Here is a 20065-nt window from a genome sequence, read left to right as displayed (position 1 = left end):
CGTCCGCTTCACCTCGCCCCGCCTGCGGGGAGAGGTAGGATCGCATCGCCAGATGCGATCCGCGTGAGGGGAGTCTCCGCAAACACATTTGTCGCCGTTGATGCGGCGCCGCCGCTGCAAGGTGCGGCATGTTTCCGCATTGTAGCCATCTGTGACTTGAGTTCGCGCTGCCGCTTTGGCAAGTCAGTCCGGTCAACGCCCGCCCTGGTCCTGATCGGACATTTTCATTTTGGCTCTTTCCTCCAATCTTCGCGGCAGCCTGTTCATGGCTGCGGCCATGGCCAGCTTCACGGTCAACGACACCATCACCAAGGCGGTGTCGGCGGAGCTCAACATCGGCGAGATCCTGCTGGTGCGCGGCCTGGTTGCGATGGTGCTGGTCGCGGCGCTCGCCTGGTACCGTGACGCGCTGCGCAGTTTCAGCGTGCTGCTGATCTGGCCGGTCGGGCTGCGGGTTCTTGGCGAGATCGGCGGCACGCTGACCTATCTCTCCGCGATCGCGCAGATCCCGCTCGCCAACGCCTCGGCGATCTTCCAGGCGCTGCCGCTGGTTATCACGCTCGGTGCGGCGCTGGTGTTCGGCGAGCCGGTCGGCTGGCGGCGCTGGCTTGCGATCGCCGCCGGCTTCATCGGCGTGCTTGTCATCGTTCGGCCCGGTGCGGAAGGCTTTAGCCAGGCTGCGCTCTTGGCGCTGGCGTCGGTCGGCTTCTGCGCGGTGCGCGATCTCGCCACCCGCCGTATCCCGAAAGAGCTGCCGACCGTGTTCATCACGCTGCTCACCACCGTGACCGTGACGACGGCGGGTGCTGTCGTCCTTGTCCCGCTCGGCGGCTGGCGGCCGCCGTCCGGCACCGCGCTCGGCCTGCTCATATTGGCCGCGGTCCTGATCCTGATCGGTTATCAGTGCATCATCGTGTCGCTGCGCACCGGCGACATCTCGGCGGTGGCGCCGTTCCGCTATACCGCGCTGCCGTGGGCGATGCTGACGGGCTATCTCGCCTTCGGCCACAAGCCCGACGGTCCAATGCTCGCGGGCGCCGCGATCATCGTGGCCTCCGGCCTCTATGCCTTCTACCGCGAGCGCAAGCGCGACAAGCTCCGTCCGGCCGCGACCGGACCGGGCCTGCCGCCGGATGGGCTGTGAGGCATCCGTGATCCTACGCAATCATTTGCAAATCACTTCGCGCAATGCGCGATCAGCCGTGCGACGAATGCGCCGCACGCCTCGAGCTGCGACATCTCGACGAACTCATCCGGCGTATGCGCCTGTGCGATCGAGCCGGGGCCGACCACAACGGACGGCACATCCGCCATGCTGACGAACAGGCTGGCCTCGGTGCCGAAGGCGACCTTGGCGTGGTCGTTGCGGCCAGCAAATTGCTTGGCGAGCGTGACGATGGCGGCGTCGGCGGCGGTGTCGAGTGCGGGGTAGTCGAGGATCTCCTCGAAGTCGATGCCGCAGTCCGGATGCCGCTTGCGCATGTCAGGCTCGATCTCGGCCTTGGCCCAGGCGGTGATCGCGTCCGTCACCTCTCTCGACTCGGTGATGCCGATGCCGCGGCACTCGAATTCCACCACGCATTGGTCCGGCACGATGTTCAGCGCGGCGCCGCCATGCACGATGCTGGTGAGCAGGGTCGAGTGCGGGACATCGTAGAGGCTGTCTCGCTCGGCATCCGCCGCCAGCAGCACGGCGCGGCGGCGGATTTCGGCGATCAGGTCGGCGGCATATTCGATGGCGTTGACGCCGTCGGGCGCGATCGAGGAGTGGCGGGCGAGCCCGCGGAACGTGGCGCGCACGCCATGCTTGCCCTTGTGACCGATGATCACCTGCATCTGGGTCGGCTCGCCGACGAAACAGCCGAGCGGCTTGATCGGCTTGCGCGCGACCTCGCGCAGCATCGGACGCACGCCGACGCAACCGATCTCCTCGTCATAGGAGATGGCAAGATTGATCGGCGTCTTCAGATCGGCCGCGAGCATCTCGGGAACCATCGCGAGGCAGACGGCGACAAAGCCCTTCATGTCGGTGGTGCCGCGGCCGTACAGCCGGCCGTCGCGCTCGATGAGCTCGAACGGGTTGTGGCTCCAGTCCTGTCCCACAACCGGCACGACATCGGTATGCCCCGACAGCACCAGTCCGGCCTTGTCCTCGGGGCCGACCGTGACCCACAACGAGGACTTCTGCCCGGTTTCATCGACGATGCGCTGTCCCGTGAGGCCAAGCGAGGCGAGGTAGCGCTCGATGTAGTCGATCAGGGGCAGATTGCTGCGGTCGCTGACGGTGTCGAAGGCGACGAGGTCGGCCAAGAGCTTGCGGATGCGGTCGGGACGTTGATTTTGCATTGCCTGTTCGTTTGCGAGGGGATTGTGCGAGGAACTACGAGTGTGCGGGCGATCCTGCCAGCGAAGTATAACAGCTGGTCGGCCTGCCGAGGCCAAGCAATATTCGGACCGTTGCCAGCGGTTATTGGAGGTCCAGGCGTGTAGATGGGTAGAGCGAAGCGAAACCCATCAAACATATCCGCGCGGCGCGGTGAGATGATGGGTTTCGTGGAGCTATCATCGGGTCGCGCGCGTTGCGCGGACCTAGCGCGGAACGAAAGGCAAGACTCGGACGATTTATGTCGCGAGAATGCGAAACTGTTCCCCATTCTCGGCTGTCATCGCCCGGCTCGGACCGGGCGATTCAGTACGCCGCGGCCTCTCGGCTCAAGCACAGACGTCTCTGGAGTACTGGATCACCCGCATGCGTATGCGCAGGTGATGACACCGCATTGTTTGGCACTTGAATGCGAACCATCTCCAGCGTCGTCCCGGCGAAGGCCGGGACCCATTACCCCAAATGCCAATGAATGCGCGACGCTGGGGCAACAGCCTTCTTCAACTACTCGACCCTGTGGTTATGGGTCCCGGCCTTCGCCGGGACGACGGTCGTGAATGTGGAGCCATCGGGGCCGCAGCCGGGATAACCACTGGAGACTGCCCTCGCTAGATCGGCTTGCCCGTATAGGGCATCGATGCGGTGAGGCCGCCGTCGACCGGGATGGCCTGGCCGTTGACGTAGGACGCATCATCGCTTGCCAGGAACAATCCCATCGCGGCGAGCTCGTGCGGCTGGCCGGCGCGCTTGAGCGGATTGAGCTGGCCGATCTTGTCGGCGGTGCCGCGCTCCTTGGCGCGATCGAACACCGGTTTGGTCATGCCGGTTTCAATCAGGCCCGGGCACACCGCATTGATGCGCACGCCGGTGCCGGAGAGCGAGTAGGCGGTGGTCTGCACCAGGCTGATGACGCCGGCCTTGCTCGCGCCGTAGGGATGTCCGCTGGCACCCGACTTCAGGCCCGCGACGGAGGCGGTGCAGACGATCGAGCCGGAGCCTTGCTTCGTCATATGCGGAATCGAATGCTTGATCGCGAGGAACGGGCCGATCAGATTGACGCGCAGCACTTCCTGCCAATGTTCGACGGTCTGGTCGGCGAGCGGGACGAGGCCGCCGCTGACGCCGGCATTGGCCCAGATCGCATCGAGCTTGCCATACTTCGAAACCGCCTTCTCGATGAAGGCCTTCACGTCGCTCTCCGAGCCGGCATCGGCGGTGACGGCCTCGACGGTGCCGCCGGCATCGCGCACCAGCTTGGCGGTCTCGTTGACGCCCTCGGTGCGATCGACCGCGATCAGCTTGGCGCCTTCCCTGGTGAACAGCAGCGAGGCGGCGCGGCCGATGCCGCTGCCTGCGCCGGTGATGATGACGGATTTGCCTTCGAGGCGGCCCATGGGTTTCTCCCTGTTCACGTGATTAGTTCGGGTGGTCCTTGGCGCGTCTGCCGCGCGACGGAATTCAAACAAAATTTCAAACGTCCGAAGCACTTGAGACGATGTGCGGCGTGACGTACAGCGAGACGGGACACTATTGAAGGGCTCATCCGATGTCCAATCCAGACAAGCCTGACGTGACGGTGACGCGGTGGTGGTGGGTTCGCCACGCGCCGGTGCGGAGCGACGGCGGCAACATCTACGGACAGGAGGATATCGACTGCGACACCGGCGATGTCGAAGTGTTCGAGGCGGTCGCCAAGATGCTGCCGCGCGATGCGGTCTGGTATTCGAGCAATTTGAAACGCACGCACAAGACCGCGGACGCGATCTGGGCTGCCGGGTTTCCAAAACCGGAAAGCATGACGCAGGAACGCGACTTCGCCGAGCAGCATCTCGGCCAATGGCAGGGCATGAACCGCGCCGCGTTTCTCGCCAGCCGTCCGCCGGGTACGGCCTGGTTCGCCGACGTCAACGATCCCGCGCCCGGCGGCGAGAGCTACATGGATCTCTACACTCGCGTCTGCCGCACCATTGTGCGGATCACCGCGGCGGAAGCGGGCAGGAATATCATCGCCGTCGGCCATGGCGGCGTGATCAAGGCCGCGGTCGGGCTGGCGCTCGGCGGCCAGCCGGACAGGGGGCTGTCGTTCGATATCGATAATGTCTCGGTGACGCGGCTCGATCACATCGCAAGCGCAGGCCTGTCGACCTGGCGCTTGCCGATGGTGAACCAGCAGCCGTGGATTGCCGATCCGCGCCACGCCGCTATGCATCAGCCGTCCGGGCCTGAAGTCAGGCCGGCGAGCAAGCTTGCGTGATCGTCATTCCGGGATGGTCCGAAGGACCAGACCGCAGATGCGCAATTGCGCATCGGGGAATCTCGAGATTCCGGGTCGACGCTGGTGCGTCGCCCCGGAATGACGCTAAGACGAACACTTAACATCAGGGAGAGAAACATGACCTTGTTCGACATGAAGGGAAAAGTCGCCGTCATCACCGGCTCGACGCGCGGCATCGGACGCGCGATCGCCGAGCGCATGGCCGAGCACGGCGCCAAGGTCGTGATCTCCTCGCGCAAGGCTGACGTCTGCGAGCAGGTGGCGAAGGAGATCAACGACAGCTACGGCAAGGGCACCGCGGTTGCGATCGCGGCAAACATCTCGTCGAAGGAAAACCTGCAGAACCTGGTCGACGAGAGCAACCGCGCCTTCGGCAAGATCGACGTGCTGGTCTGCAACGCGGCGTCGAACCCGTATTACGGTCCGCTCGCCGGCATCTCCGACGATCAGTTCCGCAAGATCCTCGACAACAACATCGTCGCCAACAACTGGCTGATCTCGATGGTGGTGCCGCAGATGATCGAGCGCAAGGACGGCTCGATCATCATCGTGTCCTCGATCGGCGGCCTGAAGGGCTCGACCATCCTCGGCGCCTACGCGATCTCCAAGGCTGCCGACATGCAGCTCGCGCGCAACCTCGCCTGCGAATACGGCAAGCACAATATCCGCGTGAACTGCATCGCGCCCGGCCTGATCAAGACCGACTTCGCGAAGGCGCTGTGGGACAATCCGGACAATCTGAAGGCCTCGACCGCACGCTCGCCGCTACTGCGGATCGGCGTGCCGGACGAGATCGCTGGCGCCGCCGTGATGATGGGCTCGCGCGCCGGCGACTTCATGACCGGCCAGACCATCGTGATCGACGGCGGCGCGACGATCAGCTGAGCATCACTCGTCATTCCGGGGCAGCCCGCAGGGCTGAACCCGGAATCTCGATGTTGTTGCGCGAGATTCCCCGATGCGCGATTGCGCATCTTAGGTTCGCGCCCCGGAATGACGGACTACTCCACCGCCGCATACACCCCGTTGCGCACCAGCGAGCGGGTATATTCGCGCTGGCCCGGGCCCTGCATCATGAAGACCGCGATCAGGTCTTCGCTCGGATCGATCCAGAAGAAGGTGCCGGCCATGCCGCTCCAGAAATACTGGCCGACCGAGCCGGAGAACGGCGCGATGCCCTGCTGCATGCGCACGGCGAAGCCGAGGCCGAAACTGTGGCCGGGCGACACCAGCGTGCCCTGGATCTTCACGCCGGCGCCGAGGTGATCGGAGGCCATGAATTCGAGCGTCTTGCGGCCGATGATCCTGGTGCCGTCGAGCGAGCCGCCGTTCAGCAGCATCTGCGCGAAGCGGGCATAGTCCATCGTGGTCGAAACCAGGCCGCCGCCGCCGGATTCCATCGCCGGCTTCTCCAGCATGTTGAACAGCTGCACCTTGTCGTTGGTCCAGGGATCGTTGGCAAAGGCCTCGGCGAGGCGGCCGGCATTGGCTTCCCCGGTGTGGAAGGCGGTCTCGGTCATCTGCAGCGGCGAGAGGATGTGCTCAGTGAGGTACGCGCCGAGCGTCTTGCCGCTGACGACCTCGATGATGCGGCCGAGTATGTCGGTGGAGCGGCTGTAGTTCCACTCGGCGCCGGGCTGGCAAACCAGCGGCATGCCGGCGAGCATGGTGGCGTGCTCGGCATTGGTGATCTTGCGGCTGCGCAGCCGCGACTGCTGGTAGAGCTGCTGCACCGGGCCGTTGCCGGTGTGGTCATAAGTAAGCCCAGACGTGTGACGAAGCAGGTCCTGGATCGTCATCTGCCGCTGCACGGGTACCAGCTCGAGCTTGCCGTTGTTGTCGATGCCGACCTTGGTCTCGGCGAATTCGGGGATGAATTTCGCGACGGGGTCGTTGAGCAGGAAGTGGCCGTCCTCCACCAGCTGCATGATGCCGACCGAGACGATCGGCTTGGTCATCGAGAAGATACGGAAGATCGTGTCATGGGCCATTGGCGCCGAGGCGGTCGGGCTTTGCCGGCCGATCGCGTCGAACCAGCCGATCTGGCCGCGCCGCGCCACCAGCACCGTCACGCCGGGCACGGTTCCCTTGTCGACCTCGCGGCGGAAGGTGTCGGACATCGCCTGCAGCCGCACGCTCGACAATCCGATCGATTCGGGCTTGGCGAGGGGAAGAGAGGGGGTGGTCGGGCTGGCGGCGTGCTTGGTGGCGGTTTGGGCGTTCATGGTCTCTCCCTGGTTGTTGATTCTTGCGGCGAGGTGCCGACACGGGGTGATCGCCGAAGTCTGGCGCAGAAGTTTTGCAATGAACAGAAGCTTCACCGCTTCGCCCTTGCAAACCGGCCATGCCCTGTGCTTGAAACGGCGCGAACCGGCGGCGACGCAGGTTCCCTGCAGGAGTGTAGCTCAATTGGTAGAGCACCGGTCTCCAAAACCGGGGGTCGCAGGTTCGAGCCCTGCCACTCCTGCCAGCTAATTCAATGACTTAAGCATGATTCTCTGGGAACGGACACCGAACTTGGACCCAACCTGGACCCAAGCGCTTTCAGGACCCAAAAATCCCCGCCGATAGCGAATTGATGATCGAGGCCACCGAGGTATCCGCGGTCTGCCTCCGCTTACGTTTTGCATAGTTCCTGAGCAGCACCGCTGGATCGTCTCCGATGCGCTCGGCGACGGTGTGGACAGGGACGCCGCGGTCGAGCAGCAGCGTCGCGTGGGTGCCCCGCAAGTGGTGGAATTCGAATCCCTCGTAGCCTAGAGCGTCCGCGGCTCGTCGGAATTGCTTCGAGAAGGCGTTCGGATCCCGCGGCTTGGCCAGATCGACGCCGCGTCTTGTGAAGGTCGGAAAAATCAGCGCGTCGTCGGGCAGCCGGACTAAGCTCAGGTCGACATCAACGCCGTCAGGAACGCCCGCAAAGAGCCGCTGGTGCGCTAAACGCTCGGTGGCCAGCAATGCCACCGTCGCATCGTCTAATGCGATCGTGCGGGCTCCGCGCCACGTTTTCGGGGGCTTGTACCTGGCGCCGAACTTCTTTGTGATCTCCAGGGCGCGCTCGACCCTGAGTGTCTTCTTTTGGTCGTCGAAGTCCGACCAGCGAAATGCGAGCAACTCGTTACGCCGGACGCCTATCGCCGCGTCCACCGCAACCGGGACGTACATCGTTGGCAACGACTTGAAGCCGCTGACCAGCGTCTTCAGGTCCGACTCGTCGAGCGCAAGGCCGTGGTCGCTCTCGCCGGCCGACGGCAGCTGTTCGATCCGGGTCATGGGATTGCTGGCTAGCATGCCTTTACGCTCGGCGGTCGACAGGCAGCTGTTGAAGCAGCGATGGACGTGGTTGACTGTCATCGGTGCCAGTCTGGCCTCCAGCTCGCGGTACAGCTCGTCGATCTCGGTCGCCTTCAGCTTCTGAAGGAGCTTTTCGCCGAGCTTTGGCTTGACGTGGACGCGCAGCAACTCCTCGTAGCGTTCGAGAGTACGTTGGCCGACGCGGGTCTTCTTGCGGCCGGGCGCACCGGCCGCGATCCACTGCTCGGTCCAGGCGGCGATCGTGATCTTGTTCGGGTCGACGTGCTCGTGGGTGTCGACCGCCCTCGTCAGCGCCCTGAGCCGCTTCCGCGCCTCGGCTTTGGTCCCGCGAAAGGTCTCTGCGTGACGCTTGCCGTTCGCGCGCCATCGAAGGCGGAAGACATTCTCACCGCGCTCGTCAATGCCGCCTTCTCCGTGGGATCGCTTACCCATTCACGTCACTCCGATGCTGCTGCTTAAGAAGTTCTGCGATCTGCCTAATCAAGTTACCCCATAGCGTCGCCTCGACATCCATACGACCAGGCTGCGGATGGCGACCAAACAAGGTTGAAGGTCTGAGGTAGGGATGGGGGCCGGCCAGCGGCTCCGCGATTTTTTCATAGACAATCTCGCATGCCATGGTCGATCTGTGCACGCGGACGTAGAGCACCTGAAACGCCAATTCGTACGATGCAAAGACCGCGGTCAAAGCATCGACCAGGAAAGCGGATCCCGTCAGCTTGCACCGTGGTTTTGCGCGAGCTTTTGCCAACTGATGGATTCGGGCGTCTGTGTCCGAGACACTGTCGGTTGCCATAACAGCTAAAACCAGAATGGCCACTGTTGCTGGCGTCGCGGCGAGACCAAGGCCGACTCTTCGGGCCTCTTGGACGCCGACTGGGCTGAGATTAATAGGTTGCGCAAGGTTCTTCTCAAGAGCGGTCTGGAGGGGTTAGCCGTAGCACACGATGCGCTAACAGACAGGGACCCTGCTCAAAGCGCGCGTATTCTGATGGCGCTCTTCCCTAGCGTGGTCCCGGATCTCTTGCGGGACGAGTTTGCTAGTAGTGGCATTACTCAACAGGACCTGCTTGATGCCATCCGCGACCTCGAAAGCCCGGCCCGAGACCAGTAGGAATGAGAGAGGCGCGGCGGGAGGGTTGGAGCCGTCCGCAGGGTGGGCCGCCCGAGCCCGGCTATGCGATCGCGGCCGTCGGCCGCTGTTTGGGCGTTGGCAGGGTCGAAATAACGCCGGGGGCTCCGGCTGGTCCTCGCCTGCTCGGCGGCGGGCTATGGAGGTCTTCCGGCCTAAGGCTACCTTCCACGCGCCGCGTTTGCCCCGAACCACCGCCGCTCGATTTCCTTCACGGCTATCTTCACGGCCGGAAGATACTTTCGCGCCGCTGCCTCTGGCGTCATCGACGACGAGAAGAAGATTAGGTTGAGGCTGGCTGCCATGAATCGGGCCACCGCCGGGGATCGCCAAGGCGACGGCGCTGAACCGGCTGTGGATCCGCCGACAGACGACGCGTAACCATCCTCCTTCGTTTGGAAAAGGACGTCCTCGATGAAGCGGCTAGTCGCCAAACGGCGCGACACGGGCGTCAAAGGAGCTGATCTCGAGGGTTTCCGGCTCTTGTTAGGTCCAGGTACGGGTCCAGGAGTTGCGGGTAAGCGAGAAATCGCTAGATTTGCTAGCGGTTATGAAGTTTTGCCCCCGGTTTGCATGTCCGGTGGGTACGCCGGCGCCCTGCGGCTGATTGGCCGTCAACTCGTCGAGCCGGTCTCGAAAGCAAGGCTGGCGATCATGTCAAACAACTTTCTAATCCGTCCTTGAATGTCCAGTCTTGTGTTGCGAGCTAAACCTCAGGCGGCGATGCAAGCGAGGACATCCAGTTGCCGGTCCGAGCGCCGCAAAAGCCTTGAAGGCCAATAAACGGCTTTTGACTGGGAACGACGCAGCCAACGTCAAAATGAATGCACGGGCTCGTACGGCTGTTCGGCAACGAGCGCAGCCAAGCAAAGCAGCGGCCGAACGGGGCTCAGAGGCATCCAGAACGAGCTACGAGGCCGCGTGCAGACGATCTGGAGTGTGAGGAGTTTTGCTCTACGTGGCCTCGCTGACGCATTGCGCATTGCTGCACACTCACTACCTCGCCGAGACCGATAGCTCGAACGTTCGTGGCGCGCCGAGATAAACCTGATCCCCGTAACCCGGATCCGACCATGCCGCATACCCAGCTTCACGGAAAGAGGGCGGCGTCCTGTTGAAAGCAGAGCGGAACGGACTAACGCGTTAGGGCGTCTTGCGGCGGAGCCGAGGAGTAGAGAACTCTACGGTCTCCAAGGCATCTAGAACGGTCTGTGAGGCCGCGTGCAGCCGATTTGGCCTCTCGGCAGTGACCATGAGGCCCCTCGCGGAAACTTTGCTCCACGCGGCACATGTGGCCTAAGGGAGACCTGCGGTCGCGCCCAGAATGGGTTGGGAGGAAATCAGCGTCTCGCGATCTGCAGCGATTTCGCCCGTAAAGCTACGGATATCACCTGTAGTGCAACGGAACCCATTGGCGGTTCGATGTTAATGTTAAAAGCGGACACCTCATGGGGCGCTAGACGGCCGCGCAAATTTGCGGCAAATTGCATCCAAATTAGGTTTTGGGATGCTTGCTCACATTTTTGCGGACAAAGAGCGCAAGCTTCCCGCGGCGCGACGGTTTGAAGACAAAGAATTTTGATGTGCGGAGTGTAGAGCCGCACCGAAGCGGGCAGGGTTGGCGTTCGAAGTCTTTTTCACAGCGCGGCGGACGAGCAAACACTAATAGATGCGTGGCAATTGCTTGTCAGCTGAAGCGCTCGCAGATTTTTGGCGAGCGCTCGGGTGGTTTGATGAATTGATTTCCGACTGCAATCACACCTGCTCTGCGTCGGCAGAGTTTTTAGGAGCGGGTGTTGAGTCGTGTGACTTTCATTGCGAAGGCCGAGCCGCTGGTCCGCTGGTCCGAAGTTGAATCGGATCTCCACGAAATTTCAAATTTTTCTTCCTCGTTGTCAGGCGATCTTTCGATCGAGCGCTTGGCTATCCCTGCTAATGACCCGCGCACACTAATTAAGCGGCCAGCGTCAAGGCTGGTGGGATCAATTGATACGCTTCTGGCAGTGCCGCCATTGAGCGCTGCGCACGATCCGTTGCACACGCTGTCATGGCCGAATGAAGGCGCGGCATCGCTCGTCAATCCATCAAATCGTCATCCCGGATTTCGAGCCGGTGAATCCAACATCCAGTTGATCATTTAGCTGAATCTGTAGTTGCGCGCGAATTGTACGAAAAGAATATTGGAGCATCTGTAATGGCAAGCGCTAGCGGCACCACCATCCTCACGGGCACGAGCGGCAGCGACAATCTTGTCGGAGGCTCGGGCGATGACACGCTATCCGGTGGTGCCGGCAACGATCGCCTCAACGGTGGTTCCGGAGATGACACCCTCAATGGGGGCAGCGGCTTTGATACCGTTCTGGGCGGATCAGGGTCGGATACCTTGATCTACAAGGCATATGAAAATCAGTACGTCCTGGGATCAACCGGCTTCACTGCCACCAACCAGCAAATCAGTGGCGGGATCATTTATTCTGGAACCGATCAGACGAGTCTCGGCATTGTTGGCGCGTCTACGGTCGTCTCAGGTACAACGTTCCAGGGCTACGACTCCTACGACGGCGGAAATGGTGCTGTGCAGCTCGGCAAGGCGGGCGCGACGCCGGATCGCGATACGCTGCAGATCTGGCTGAGTGCCGCGCAGTTAGCCGATGCAGATATTCAGGCCGAGATTTCGTATTATAAGAACGTCTGGGTTCCTGCGCACATCAGTGCTCAAACAGGACAGGCCGACGGTACCGTCTATAGCTTCAAAACTCTCAATTTGCAGGTTTCGGCGATCGAGAAAGTTGAAGTACGTGATGCCTCAGGCAACCTTACTATCGCAGCCACTGCCGATACAGCATCGGCGACAGAAGCCGGCGGTATTAATAACGGCACTGCTGGCGTCAATCCGACCGGCAACGTCCTAACGAACGATTTCGATTTCAGTGCTGCTTCCAAGACAGTTGCGGGCGTTGCGGCGGGAACCACCAGTGCCGCGTTGAGTTCTGGTGCCGGCACTGACGTGGTCGGTGCGCATGGCACCCTGCATCTCAATACCGACGGTTCCTATACCTACACCGTGAACAACGGCCAGGGCGCTGTAGAAGCGTTGCGCACATTTAGCGACACGCTGACGGATACGTTCTCCTATACGGTGAAGGATACAACGGGGGCGACGGCTACCACGACGCTGACGGTGACGATCCACGGTGCCGACGATGCGCCGGTTGCGGTGGCCGACGTGGCCTCGGCGACCGAGGCGGGCGGGGTGAATAACGGCACGGCCGGGGTCGATCCGACCGGCAACGTGCTGACCAACGACACCGACGTCGATGCCGGCGACAGCAAGACGGTCGCAGGCGTTGCGGCGGGCACCACCAGTGCCGCGTTGAGTTCTGGCGCCGGCACCGGGGTGACCGGTGCGCACGGCACGCTGACGCTGGGTACCGACGGCAGCTACACCTATGTGGTCGACAACAGCGACAGCGCGGTGGAGGCGCTGCGCACCTCGAGCGACACGCTGACGGATACGTTCTCCTATACGGTGAAGGATACAACGGGGACGACGGCTACCACGACGCTGACGGTGACGATCCACGGTGCCGACGATGCGCCGGTTGCGGTGGCCGACGTGGCCTCGGCGACCGAGGCGGGCGGGGTGAATAACGGCACGGCCGGGGTCGATCCGACCGGCAACGTGCTGACCAACGACACCGACGTCGATGCCGGCGACAGCAAGACGGTCGCAGGCGTTGCGGCGGGCACCACCAGTGCCGCGTTGAGTTCTGGCGCCGGCACCGGGGTGACCGGTGCGCACGGCACGCTGACGCTGGGTACCGACGGCAGCTACACCTATGTGGTCGACAACAGCGACAGCGCGGTGGAGGCGCTGCGCACCTCGAGCGACACGCTGACCGACACGTTCTCCTACACGGTGAAGGACACCGCCGGGCAGACCTCGACGACGACGCTGACGGTGACGATCCACGGTGCCGACGATGCGCCGGTTGCGGTGGCCGACGTGGCCTCGGCGACCGAGGCGGGCGGGGTGAATAACGGCACGGCCGGGGTCGATCCGACCGGCAACGTGCTGACCAACGACACCGACGTCGATGCCGGCGACAGCAAGACGGTCGCAGGCGTTGCGGCGGGCACCACCAGTGCCGCGTTGAGTTCTGGCGCCGGCACCGGGGTGACCGGTGCGCACGGCACGCTGACGCTGGGTACCGACGGCAGCTACACCTATGTGGTCGACAACAGCGACAGCGCGGTGGAGGCGCTGCGCACCTCGAGCGACACGCTGACCGACACGTTCTCCTACACGGTGAAGGACACCGCCGGGCAGACCTCGACGACGACGCTGACGGTGACGATCCACGGTGCCGACGATGCGCCGGTTGCGGTGGCCGACGTGGCCTCGGCGACCGAGGCGGGCGGGGTGAATAACGGCACGGCCGGGGTCGATCCGACCGGCAACGTGCTGACCAACGACACCGACGTCGATGCCGGCGACAGCAAGACGGTCGCAGGCGTTGCGGCGGGCACCACCAGTGCCGCGTTGAGTTCTGGCGCCGGCACCGGGGTGACCGGTGCGCACGGCACGCTGACGCTGGGTACCGACGGCAGCTACACCTATGTGGTCGACAACAGCGACAGCGCGGTGGAGGCGCTGCGCACCTCGAGCGACACGCTGACGGATACGTTCTCCTATACGGTGAAGGATACAACGGGGACGACGGCTACCACGACGCTGACGGTGACGATCCACGGTGCCGACGATGCGCCGGTTGCGGTGGCCGACGTGGCCTCGGCGACCGAGGCGGGCGGGGTGAATAACGGCACGGCCGGGGTCGATCCGACCGGCAACGTGCTGACCAACGACACCGACGTCGATGCCGGCGACAGCAAGACGGTCGCAGGCGTTGCGGCGGGCACCACCAGTGCCGCGTTGAGTTCTGGCGCCGGCACCGGGGTGACCGGTGCGCACGGCACGCTGACGCTGGGTACCGACGGCAGCTACACCTATGTGGTCGACAACAGCGACAGCGCGGTGGAGGCGCTGCGCACCTCGAGCGACACGCTGACCGACACGTTCTCCTACACGGTGAAGGACACCGCCGGGCAGACCTCGACGACGACGCTGACGGTGACGATCCACGGTGCCGACGATGCGCCGGTTGCGGTGGCCGACGTGGCCTCGGCGACCGAGGCGGGCGGGGTGAATAACGGCACGGCCGGGGTCGATCCGACCGGCAACGTGCTGACCAACGACACCGACGTCGATGCCGGCGACAGCAAGACGGTCGCAGGCGTTGCGGCGGGCACCACCAGTGCCGCGTTGAGTTCTGGCGCCGGCACCGGGGTGACCGGTGCGCACGGCACGCTGACGCTGGGTACCGACGGCAGCTACACCTATGTGGTCGACAACAGCGACAGCGCGGTGGAGGCGCTGCGCACCTCGAGCGACACGCTGACCGACACGTTCTCCTATACGGTGAAGGATACAACGGGGACGACGGCTACCACGACGCTGACGGTGACGATCCACGGTGCCGACGATGCGCCGGTTGCGGTGGCCGACGTGGCCTCGGCGACCGAGGCGGGCGGGGTGAATAACGGCACGGCCGGGGTCGATCCGACCGGCAACGTGCTGACCAACGACACCGACGTCGATGCCGGCGACAGCAAGACGGTCGCAGGCGTTGCGGCGGGCACCACCAGTGCCGCGTTGAGTTCTGGCGCCGGCACCGGGGTGACCGGTGCGCACGGCACGCTGACGCTGGGTACCGACGGCAGCTACACCTATGTGGTCGACAACAGCGACAGCGCGGTGGAGGCGCTGCGCACCTCGAGCGACACGCTGACCGACACGTTCTCCTACACGGTGAAGGACACCGCCGGGCAGACCTCGACGACGACGCTGACGGTGACGATCCACGGTGCCGACGATGCGCCGGTTGCGGTGGCCGACGTGGCCTCGGCGACCGAGGCGGGCGGGGTGAATAACGGCACGGCCGGGGTCGATCCGACCGGCAACGTGCTGACCAACGACACCGACGTCGATGCCGGCGACAGCAAGACGGTCGCAGGCGTTGCGGCGGGCACCACCAGTGCCGCGTTGAGTTCTGGCGCCGGCACCGGGGTGACCGGTGCGCACGGCACGCTGACGCTGGGTACCGACGGCAGCTACACCTATGTGGTCGACAACAGCGACAGCGCGGTGGAGGCGCTGCGCACCTCGAGCGACACGCTGACGGATACGTTCTCCTATACGGTGAAGGATACAACGGGGGCGACGGCTACCACGACGCTGACGGTGACGATCCACGGTGCCGACGATGCGCCGGTTGCGGTGGCCGACGTGGCCTCGGCGACCGAGGCGGGCGGGGTGAATAACGGCACGGCCGGGGTCGATCCGACCGGCAACGTGCTGACCAACGACACCGACGTCGATGCCGGCGACAGCAAGACGGTCGCAGGCGTTGCGGCGGGCACCACCAGTGCCGCGTTGAGTTCTGGCGCCGGCACCGGGGTGACCGGTGCGCACGGCACGCTGACGCTGGGTACCGACGGCAGCTACACCTATGTGGTCGACAACAGCGACAGCGCGGTGGAGGCGCTGCGCACCTCGAGCGACACGCTGACGGATACGTTCTCCTATACGGTGAAGGATACAACGGGGACGACGGCTACCACGACGCTGACGGTGACGATCCACGGTGCCGACGATGCGCCGGTTGCGGTGGCCGACGTGGCCTCGGCGACCGAGGCGGGCGGGGTGAATAACGGCACGGCCGGGGTCGATCCGACCGGCAACGTGCTGACCAACGACACCGACGTCGATGCCGGCGACAGCAAGACGGTCGCAGGCGTTGCGGCGGGCACCACCAGTGCCGCGTTGAGTTCTGGCGCCGGCACCGGGGTGACCGGTGCGCACGGCACGCTGACGCTGGGTACCGACGGCAGCTACACCTATGTGGTCGACAACAGCGACAGCGCGGTGGAGGCGCTGCGCACCTCGAGCGACACGCTGACGGATACGTTCTCCTATACGGTGAAGGATACAACGGGGGCGACGGCTACCACGACGCTGACGGTGACGATCCACGGTGCCGACGATGCGCCGGTTGCGGTGGCCGACGTGGCCTCGGCGACCGAGGCGGGCGGGGTGAATAACGGCACGGCCGGGGTCGATCCGACCGGCAACGTGCTGACCAACGACACCGACGTCGATGCCGGCGACAGCAAGACGGTCGCAGGCGTTGCGGCGGGCACCACCAGTGCCGCGTTGAGTTCTGGCGCCGGCACCGGGGTGACCGGTGCGCACGGCACGCTGACGCTGGGTACCGACGGCAGCTACACCTATGTGGTCGACAACAGCGACAGCGCGGTGGAGGCGCTGCGCACCTCGAGCGACACGCTGACGGATACGTTCTCCTATACGGTGAAGGATACAACGGGGGCGACGGCTACCACGACGCTGACGGTGACGATCCACGGTGCCGACGATGCGCCGGTTGCGGTGGCCGACGTGGCCTCGGCGACCGAGGCGGGCGGGGTGAATAACGGCACGGCCGGGGTCGATCCGACCGGCAACGTGCTGACCAACGACACCGACGTCGATGCCGGCGACAGCAAGACGGTCGCAGGCGTTGCGGCGGGCACCACCAGTGCCGCGTTGAGTTCTGGCGCCGGCACCGGGGTGACCGGTGCGCACGGCACGCTGACGCTGGGTACCGACGGCAGCTACACCTATGTGGTCGACAACAGCGACAGCGCGGTGGAGGCGCTGCGCACCTCGAGCGACACGCTGACCGACACGTTCTCCTATACGGTGAAGGATACAACGGGGGCGACGGCTACCACGACGCTGACGGTGACGATCCACGGTGCCGACGATGCGCCGGTTGCGGTGGCCGACGTGGCCTCGGCGACCGAGGCGGGCGGGGTGAATAACGGCACGGCCGGGGTCGATCCGACCGGCAACGTGCTGACCAACGACACCGACGTCGATGCCGGCGACAGCAAGACGGTCGCAGGCGTTGCGGCGGGCACCACCAGTGCCGCGTTGAGTTCTGGCGCCGGCACCGGGGTGACCGGTGCGCACGGCACGCTGACGCTGGGTACCGACGGCAGCTACACCTATGTGGTCGACAACAGCGACAGCGCGGTGGAGGCGCTGCGCACCTCGAGCGACACGCTGACCGACACGTTCTCCTACACGGTGAAGGACACCGCCGGGCAGACCTCGACGACGACGCTGACGGTGACGATCCACGGTGCCGACGATGCGCCGGTTGCGGTGGCCGACTCCAGGGCAGTCAATGAGGATGCGACCCTCACTGTGTCTGCCGCAAATGGCGTGATCCAGGGCACCACCGGAGGGTCGGTGGCTGATACCGACGTTGACAATGCTACCAGCACGCTGGTGGTCTCTGGCGTGGTTGCCGGCACGGGTTCGGTGACGCAGGGCGTTGGCGTGGCGACCTCGATCGCGGGCACCTACGGCCATCTGACGCTGAATGCGAACGGCTCGTACAGCTACGTGGCGGATACCGCTAACAGCCTCGCCACGGGTGTCACGGCGGTGGACACCTTCACCTACACGGTCAAGGACCCAGACGGGCTGGTGTCCAACAGCACGACGCTGAAGATCACAGTGACCGGCACCAATGACGCCCCAGTTCTGGATCCGTCGAAAACGCCGGTGCTCACGGCCGAGAACCAGGGCAGCGGTGCGCCGTCGGGAGCGGTCGGTACGTTGGTCTCTAGCTTGGTGGATATTAATCCACCCAGTGGTGGGTTGGACAATGTTACTGATGTCGACACAGGGGCCGTGACCGGCATCGCACTGACCGGTACCGATACGAACCACGGCTCCTGGTTCTTTTCCACAAATAACGGCGCAACGTGGACGGCTGTAGGAGCAGTGTCGAACACCTCGGCTCTGCTCCTCTCGGCGGACGCCAACACGCGGCTCTACTTCCAGCCAAGCGCGGGCTTTGCCGGAACAGATACGAATGCCATCACCTTCCGTGCTTGGGATCAGACCAGCGGCTCGAACGGAGTCAAGGTGGACACATCATCCAATGGCGGTACGACGGCATTTTCGACAGCCATTGATACTGCGAACATCACTATCAATGCGACCGACACAACTCCGCCGACGGTGATATCGATTACGGGTGGCACCTCGTTGCCTGCGGGCAACAGCGAAACGATCACGTTTACATTCAGCGAAAAAGTGACCAATCTTACGCTTGGAGATATATCGCTAACCGATAGCTCAAACGGCACCAGTTTGAGCAATCTTCAGTCCACGGATGGCGGGCTCACTTGGACAGCGACGTTCACCAAGGGCAGCTCCAATAGTACAACAATCAGCGTTTTCAACAGTGGCACTACGGCTGCCACGGATCCGTATTGGACTGACCTTGCGGGAAATCTCGGGACAGGTGGCGGATCTCTGACTATCTCGAAAAAAGCTCCTGCGGGTATTTCGGGGCAGCCGATTAATCTCGGTCTGGAACAACCCGAAGCAAACGACGCCGCTGTCTCAGTGACGATCACAAGCCTGCCAACGGGGTGGACCGTACCAAACGGCACCAAGCTTAGCGACGGTTCATTTGCCGTAACGGGGGTCGACTTAGGCGCGCTCACCGTTACGACGCCCCTTGAATTTGTCGGAGCCGCGGTTATCACCATTTCCGCCACTTGGGCCAATCCCGATGGTAGCTTTGACACAATTCTGGTTCGCGACAATGTCGAAGCGTACGCACCGGGATCTCCGATTTTTGCTTGGTCGGGCGATGACCATCTGACTGGTTCAAGCGGCCACGATACCTTTGTGTTTTCGCAGCCAATCGGCGACGACGTCGTGCACAGCTTCGAGGTATCCTCAGACGTCATCGACCTGATCAGCTATGGCTGGCAAAGTTTCGCGGACGTTCAAGCCCACACCGCGGACGACGCACATGGCAATGCTGTGATCACGTTGGCTGACGGCCAAACGATCACGCTCGATGGCGTGCATGCATCGGATCTCACCGCCGCGAACTTCGAATTCGACGTGACGCCGACGGTCGAAAACCCGGGTCCGATGACCATCGGTGATGGAGCGATGCTGCCGCTGTCGGGCGTCATCCACAACACCGGCGAGATCGACCTGCAGGCCTCCGGCGACGACACGCTTCTCCAGATCATCCAGACTGGCATCACGCTCAACGGCGGTGGCCGCGTGGTCCTGTCCGACGATGACCACAACATCATCGCCGGCACGGCCTCGAACGTCTCGCTCGACAACGTTGACAACGTGATCTCCGGCGCCGGCCAGATCGGGCAGGGTGACCTGACGCTCAGCAACGAGGGCACTATCGACGCCAACGGTACCCATGCTCTGGTGATCGACACCGGCGCCAACGTGATCATCAACGCCGGTACGCTGGAGGCGACCGGTACGGGTGGGCTCGTGCTCGAGAGTGCAGTGGCCAACAGCGGCCTGATCTGGGCCAATGGCGGCACGGTCGCGGCAGAGGGCGTGGTTACCGGCAGCGGTAACGCCCTGATCAGCGGAGCCGGCACCGTTGAGTTCGGCGCAGCCTCGGCGGCAGGCGTCACTTTTGACACAACCGCTGCCGGCCACCTGATCCTGGATGATGCCTTCCACTTCTCCGGTACGGTGCGCGGCTTCGATGGCAATGACGACATCGACATCAAGGGCATCAGCTTCGGCGCTGGCACCACGTTGAGCTTCACAGGGAACCAGGAGGGGACCGGCGGCACTCTGACGGTGTCGGATGGCGCTCACACGGCCAACATCGTTCTCCTCGGTCAATACGACCCGACCGGCTTTGCCGAGAAGGCGGACGCCACGAACGGCACGGTGATCACCTATGACCCGCACCACATCGCCTGAGGGGCGTGAACTTCACGGAGGAAGAAAATAATGGGGGAGAAGCCGAACCCCGTAAGTTTACCC

At 63.7% G+C, this 20065-nt stretch carries 10 protein-coding genes and 1 tRNA gene; 6 read left to right on the top strand and 5 right to left on the bottom strand.

The genetic code is table 11. From position 1 onward, the window contains the following. Nucleotides 1-229: 229 nt before the first annotated feature. A complete protein-coding gene (locus ACVMIH_RS11070) occupies nucleotides 230-1144 on the top strand; it encodes a DMT family transporter (protein ID WP_092082390.1) in 915 nt (304 codons plus the stop codon). 32 nt (nucleotides 1145-1176) lie between these two features. Here ACVMIH_RS11070 and argE read toward each other — a convergent pair whose 3' ends face one another. Together argE and ACVMIH_RS11060 are read right to left on the bottom strand one after the other, a co-directional pair. Next, a complete protein-coding gene (argE, locus tag ACVMIH_RS11065; protein ID WP_456861674.1) occupies nucleotides 1177-2346 on the bottom strand; it encodes an acetylornithine deacetylase in 1170 nt (389 codons plus the stop codon). Nucleotides 2347-2991: 645 nt separating this feature from the next. Then, a complete protein-coding gene (locus ACVMIH_RS11060; protein WP_057019562.1) occupies nucleotides 2992-3777 on the bottom strand; it encodes an SDR family NAD(P)-dependent oxidoreductase in 786 nt (261 codons plus the stop codon). 152 nt (nucleotides 3778-3929) lie between these two features. Between ACVMIH_RS11060 and ACVMIH_RS11055 the strand changes: the two genes are divergently transcribed. Both ACVMIH_RS11055 and ACVMIH_RS11050 read left to right on the top strand, forming a co-directional pair. After that, nucleotides 3930-4637: a histidine phosphatase family protein gene (locus ACVMIH_RS11055; protein WP_057019561.1), complete on the top strand. Its 708-nt coding sequence runs from the start codon at nucleotides 3930-3932 to the stop codon at nucleotides 4635-4637. A gap of 138 nt (nucleotides 4638-4775) precedes the next feature. Continuing rightward, nucleotides 4776-5543 (top strand): SDR family NAD(P)-dependent oxidoreductase, encoded by a 768-nt coding sequence (locus ACVMIH_RS11050; protein ID WP_026192903.1) that lies wholly within the window; start codon nucleotides 4776-4778, stop codon nucleotides 5541-5543. A gap of 116 nt (nucleotides 5544-5659) precedes the next feature. Here the strand turns inward: ACVMIH_RS11050 and ACVMIH_RS11045 are convergent, their stop codons facing one another. Next, nucleotides 5660-6883, bottom strand: coding sequence for a serine hydrolase domain-containing protein (locus ACVMIH_RS11045; protein WP_456861672.1), 1224 nt, complete (start codon nucleotides 6881-6883; stop codon nucleotides 5660-5662). A gap of 169 nt (nucleotides 6884-7052) precedes the next feature. Between ACVMIH_RS11045 and ACVMIH_RS11040 the strand changes: the two genes are divergently transcribed. Next, a tRNA-Trp gene (locus tag ACVMIH_RS11040) sits at nucleotides 7053-7128 on the top strand. A gap of 74 nt (nucleotides 7129-7202) precedes the next feature. Here the strand turns inward: ACVMIH_RS11040 and ACVMIH_RS11035 are convergent. Beyond that, nucleotides 7203-8402 (bottom strand): tyrosine-type recombinase/integrase, encoded by a 1200-nt coding sequence (locus tag ACVMIH_RS11035; RefSeq protein WP_456861670.1) that lies wholly within the window; start codon nucleotides 8400-8402, stop codon nucleotides 7203-7205. Further along, nucleotides 8395-8790: a hypothetical protein gene (locus ACVMIH_RS11030; RefSeq protein WP_456861668.1), complete on the bottom strand. Its 396-nt coding sequence runs from the start codon at nucleotides 8788-8790 to the stop codon at nucleotides 8395-8397. Before ACVMIH_RS11030 ends, ACVMIH_RS11035 begins: the two co-directional genes overlap by 8 nt. Before the next feature lie 2108 nt (nucleotides 8791-10898). Here ACVMIH_RS11030 and ACVMIH_RS11025 point away from each other — a divergent pair. Both ACVMIH_RS11025 and ACVMIH_RS11020 read left to right on the top strand, forming a co-directional pair. Further along, the gene (locus ACVMIH_RS11025) at nucleotides 10899-11243 is read left to right on the top strand and encodes a hypothetical protein (protein WP_456861666.1); all 345 of its coding nucleotides are present in this window, start codon (nucleotides 10899-10901) and stop codon (nucleotides 11241-11243) included. A gap of 53 nt (nucleotides 11244-11296) precedes the next feature. Then, on the top strand, nucleotides 11297-20002 hold the full coding sequence (locus ACVMIH_RS11020; RefSeq protein ID WP_456861664.1) for a VCBS domain-containing protein: 8706 nt from the start codon (nucleotides 11297-11299) through the stop codon (nucleotides 20000-20002). Nucleotides 20003-20065: the final 63 nt, after the last annotated feature.

Source organism: Bradyrhizobium sp. USDA 4503 (assembly GCF_054055815.1).
The sequence above is the reverse complement of the archived record's forward strand: the minus strand, read 5'-3'. Positions and strand labels throughout refer to the sequence as shown.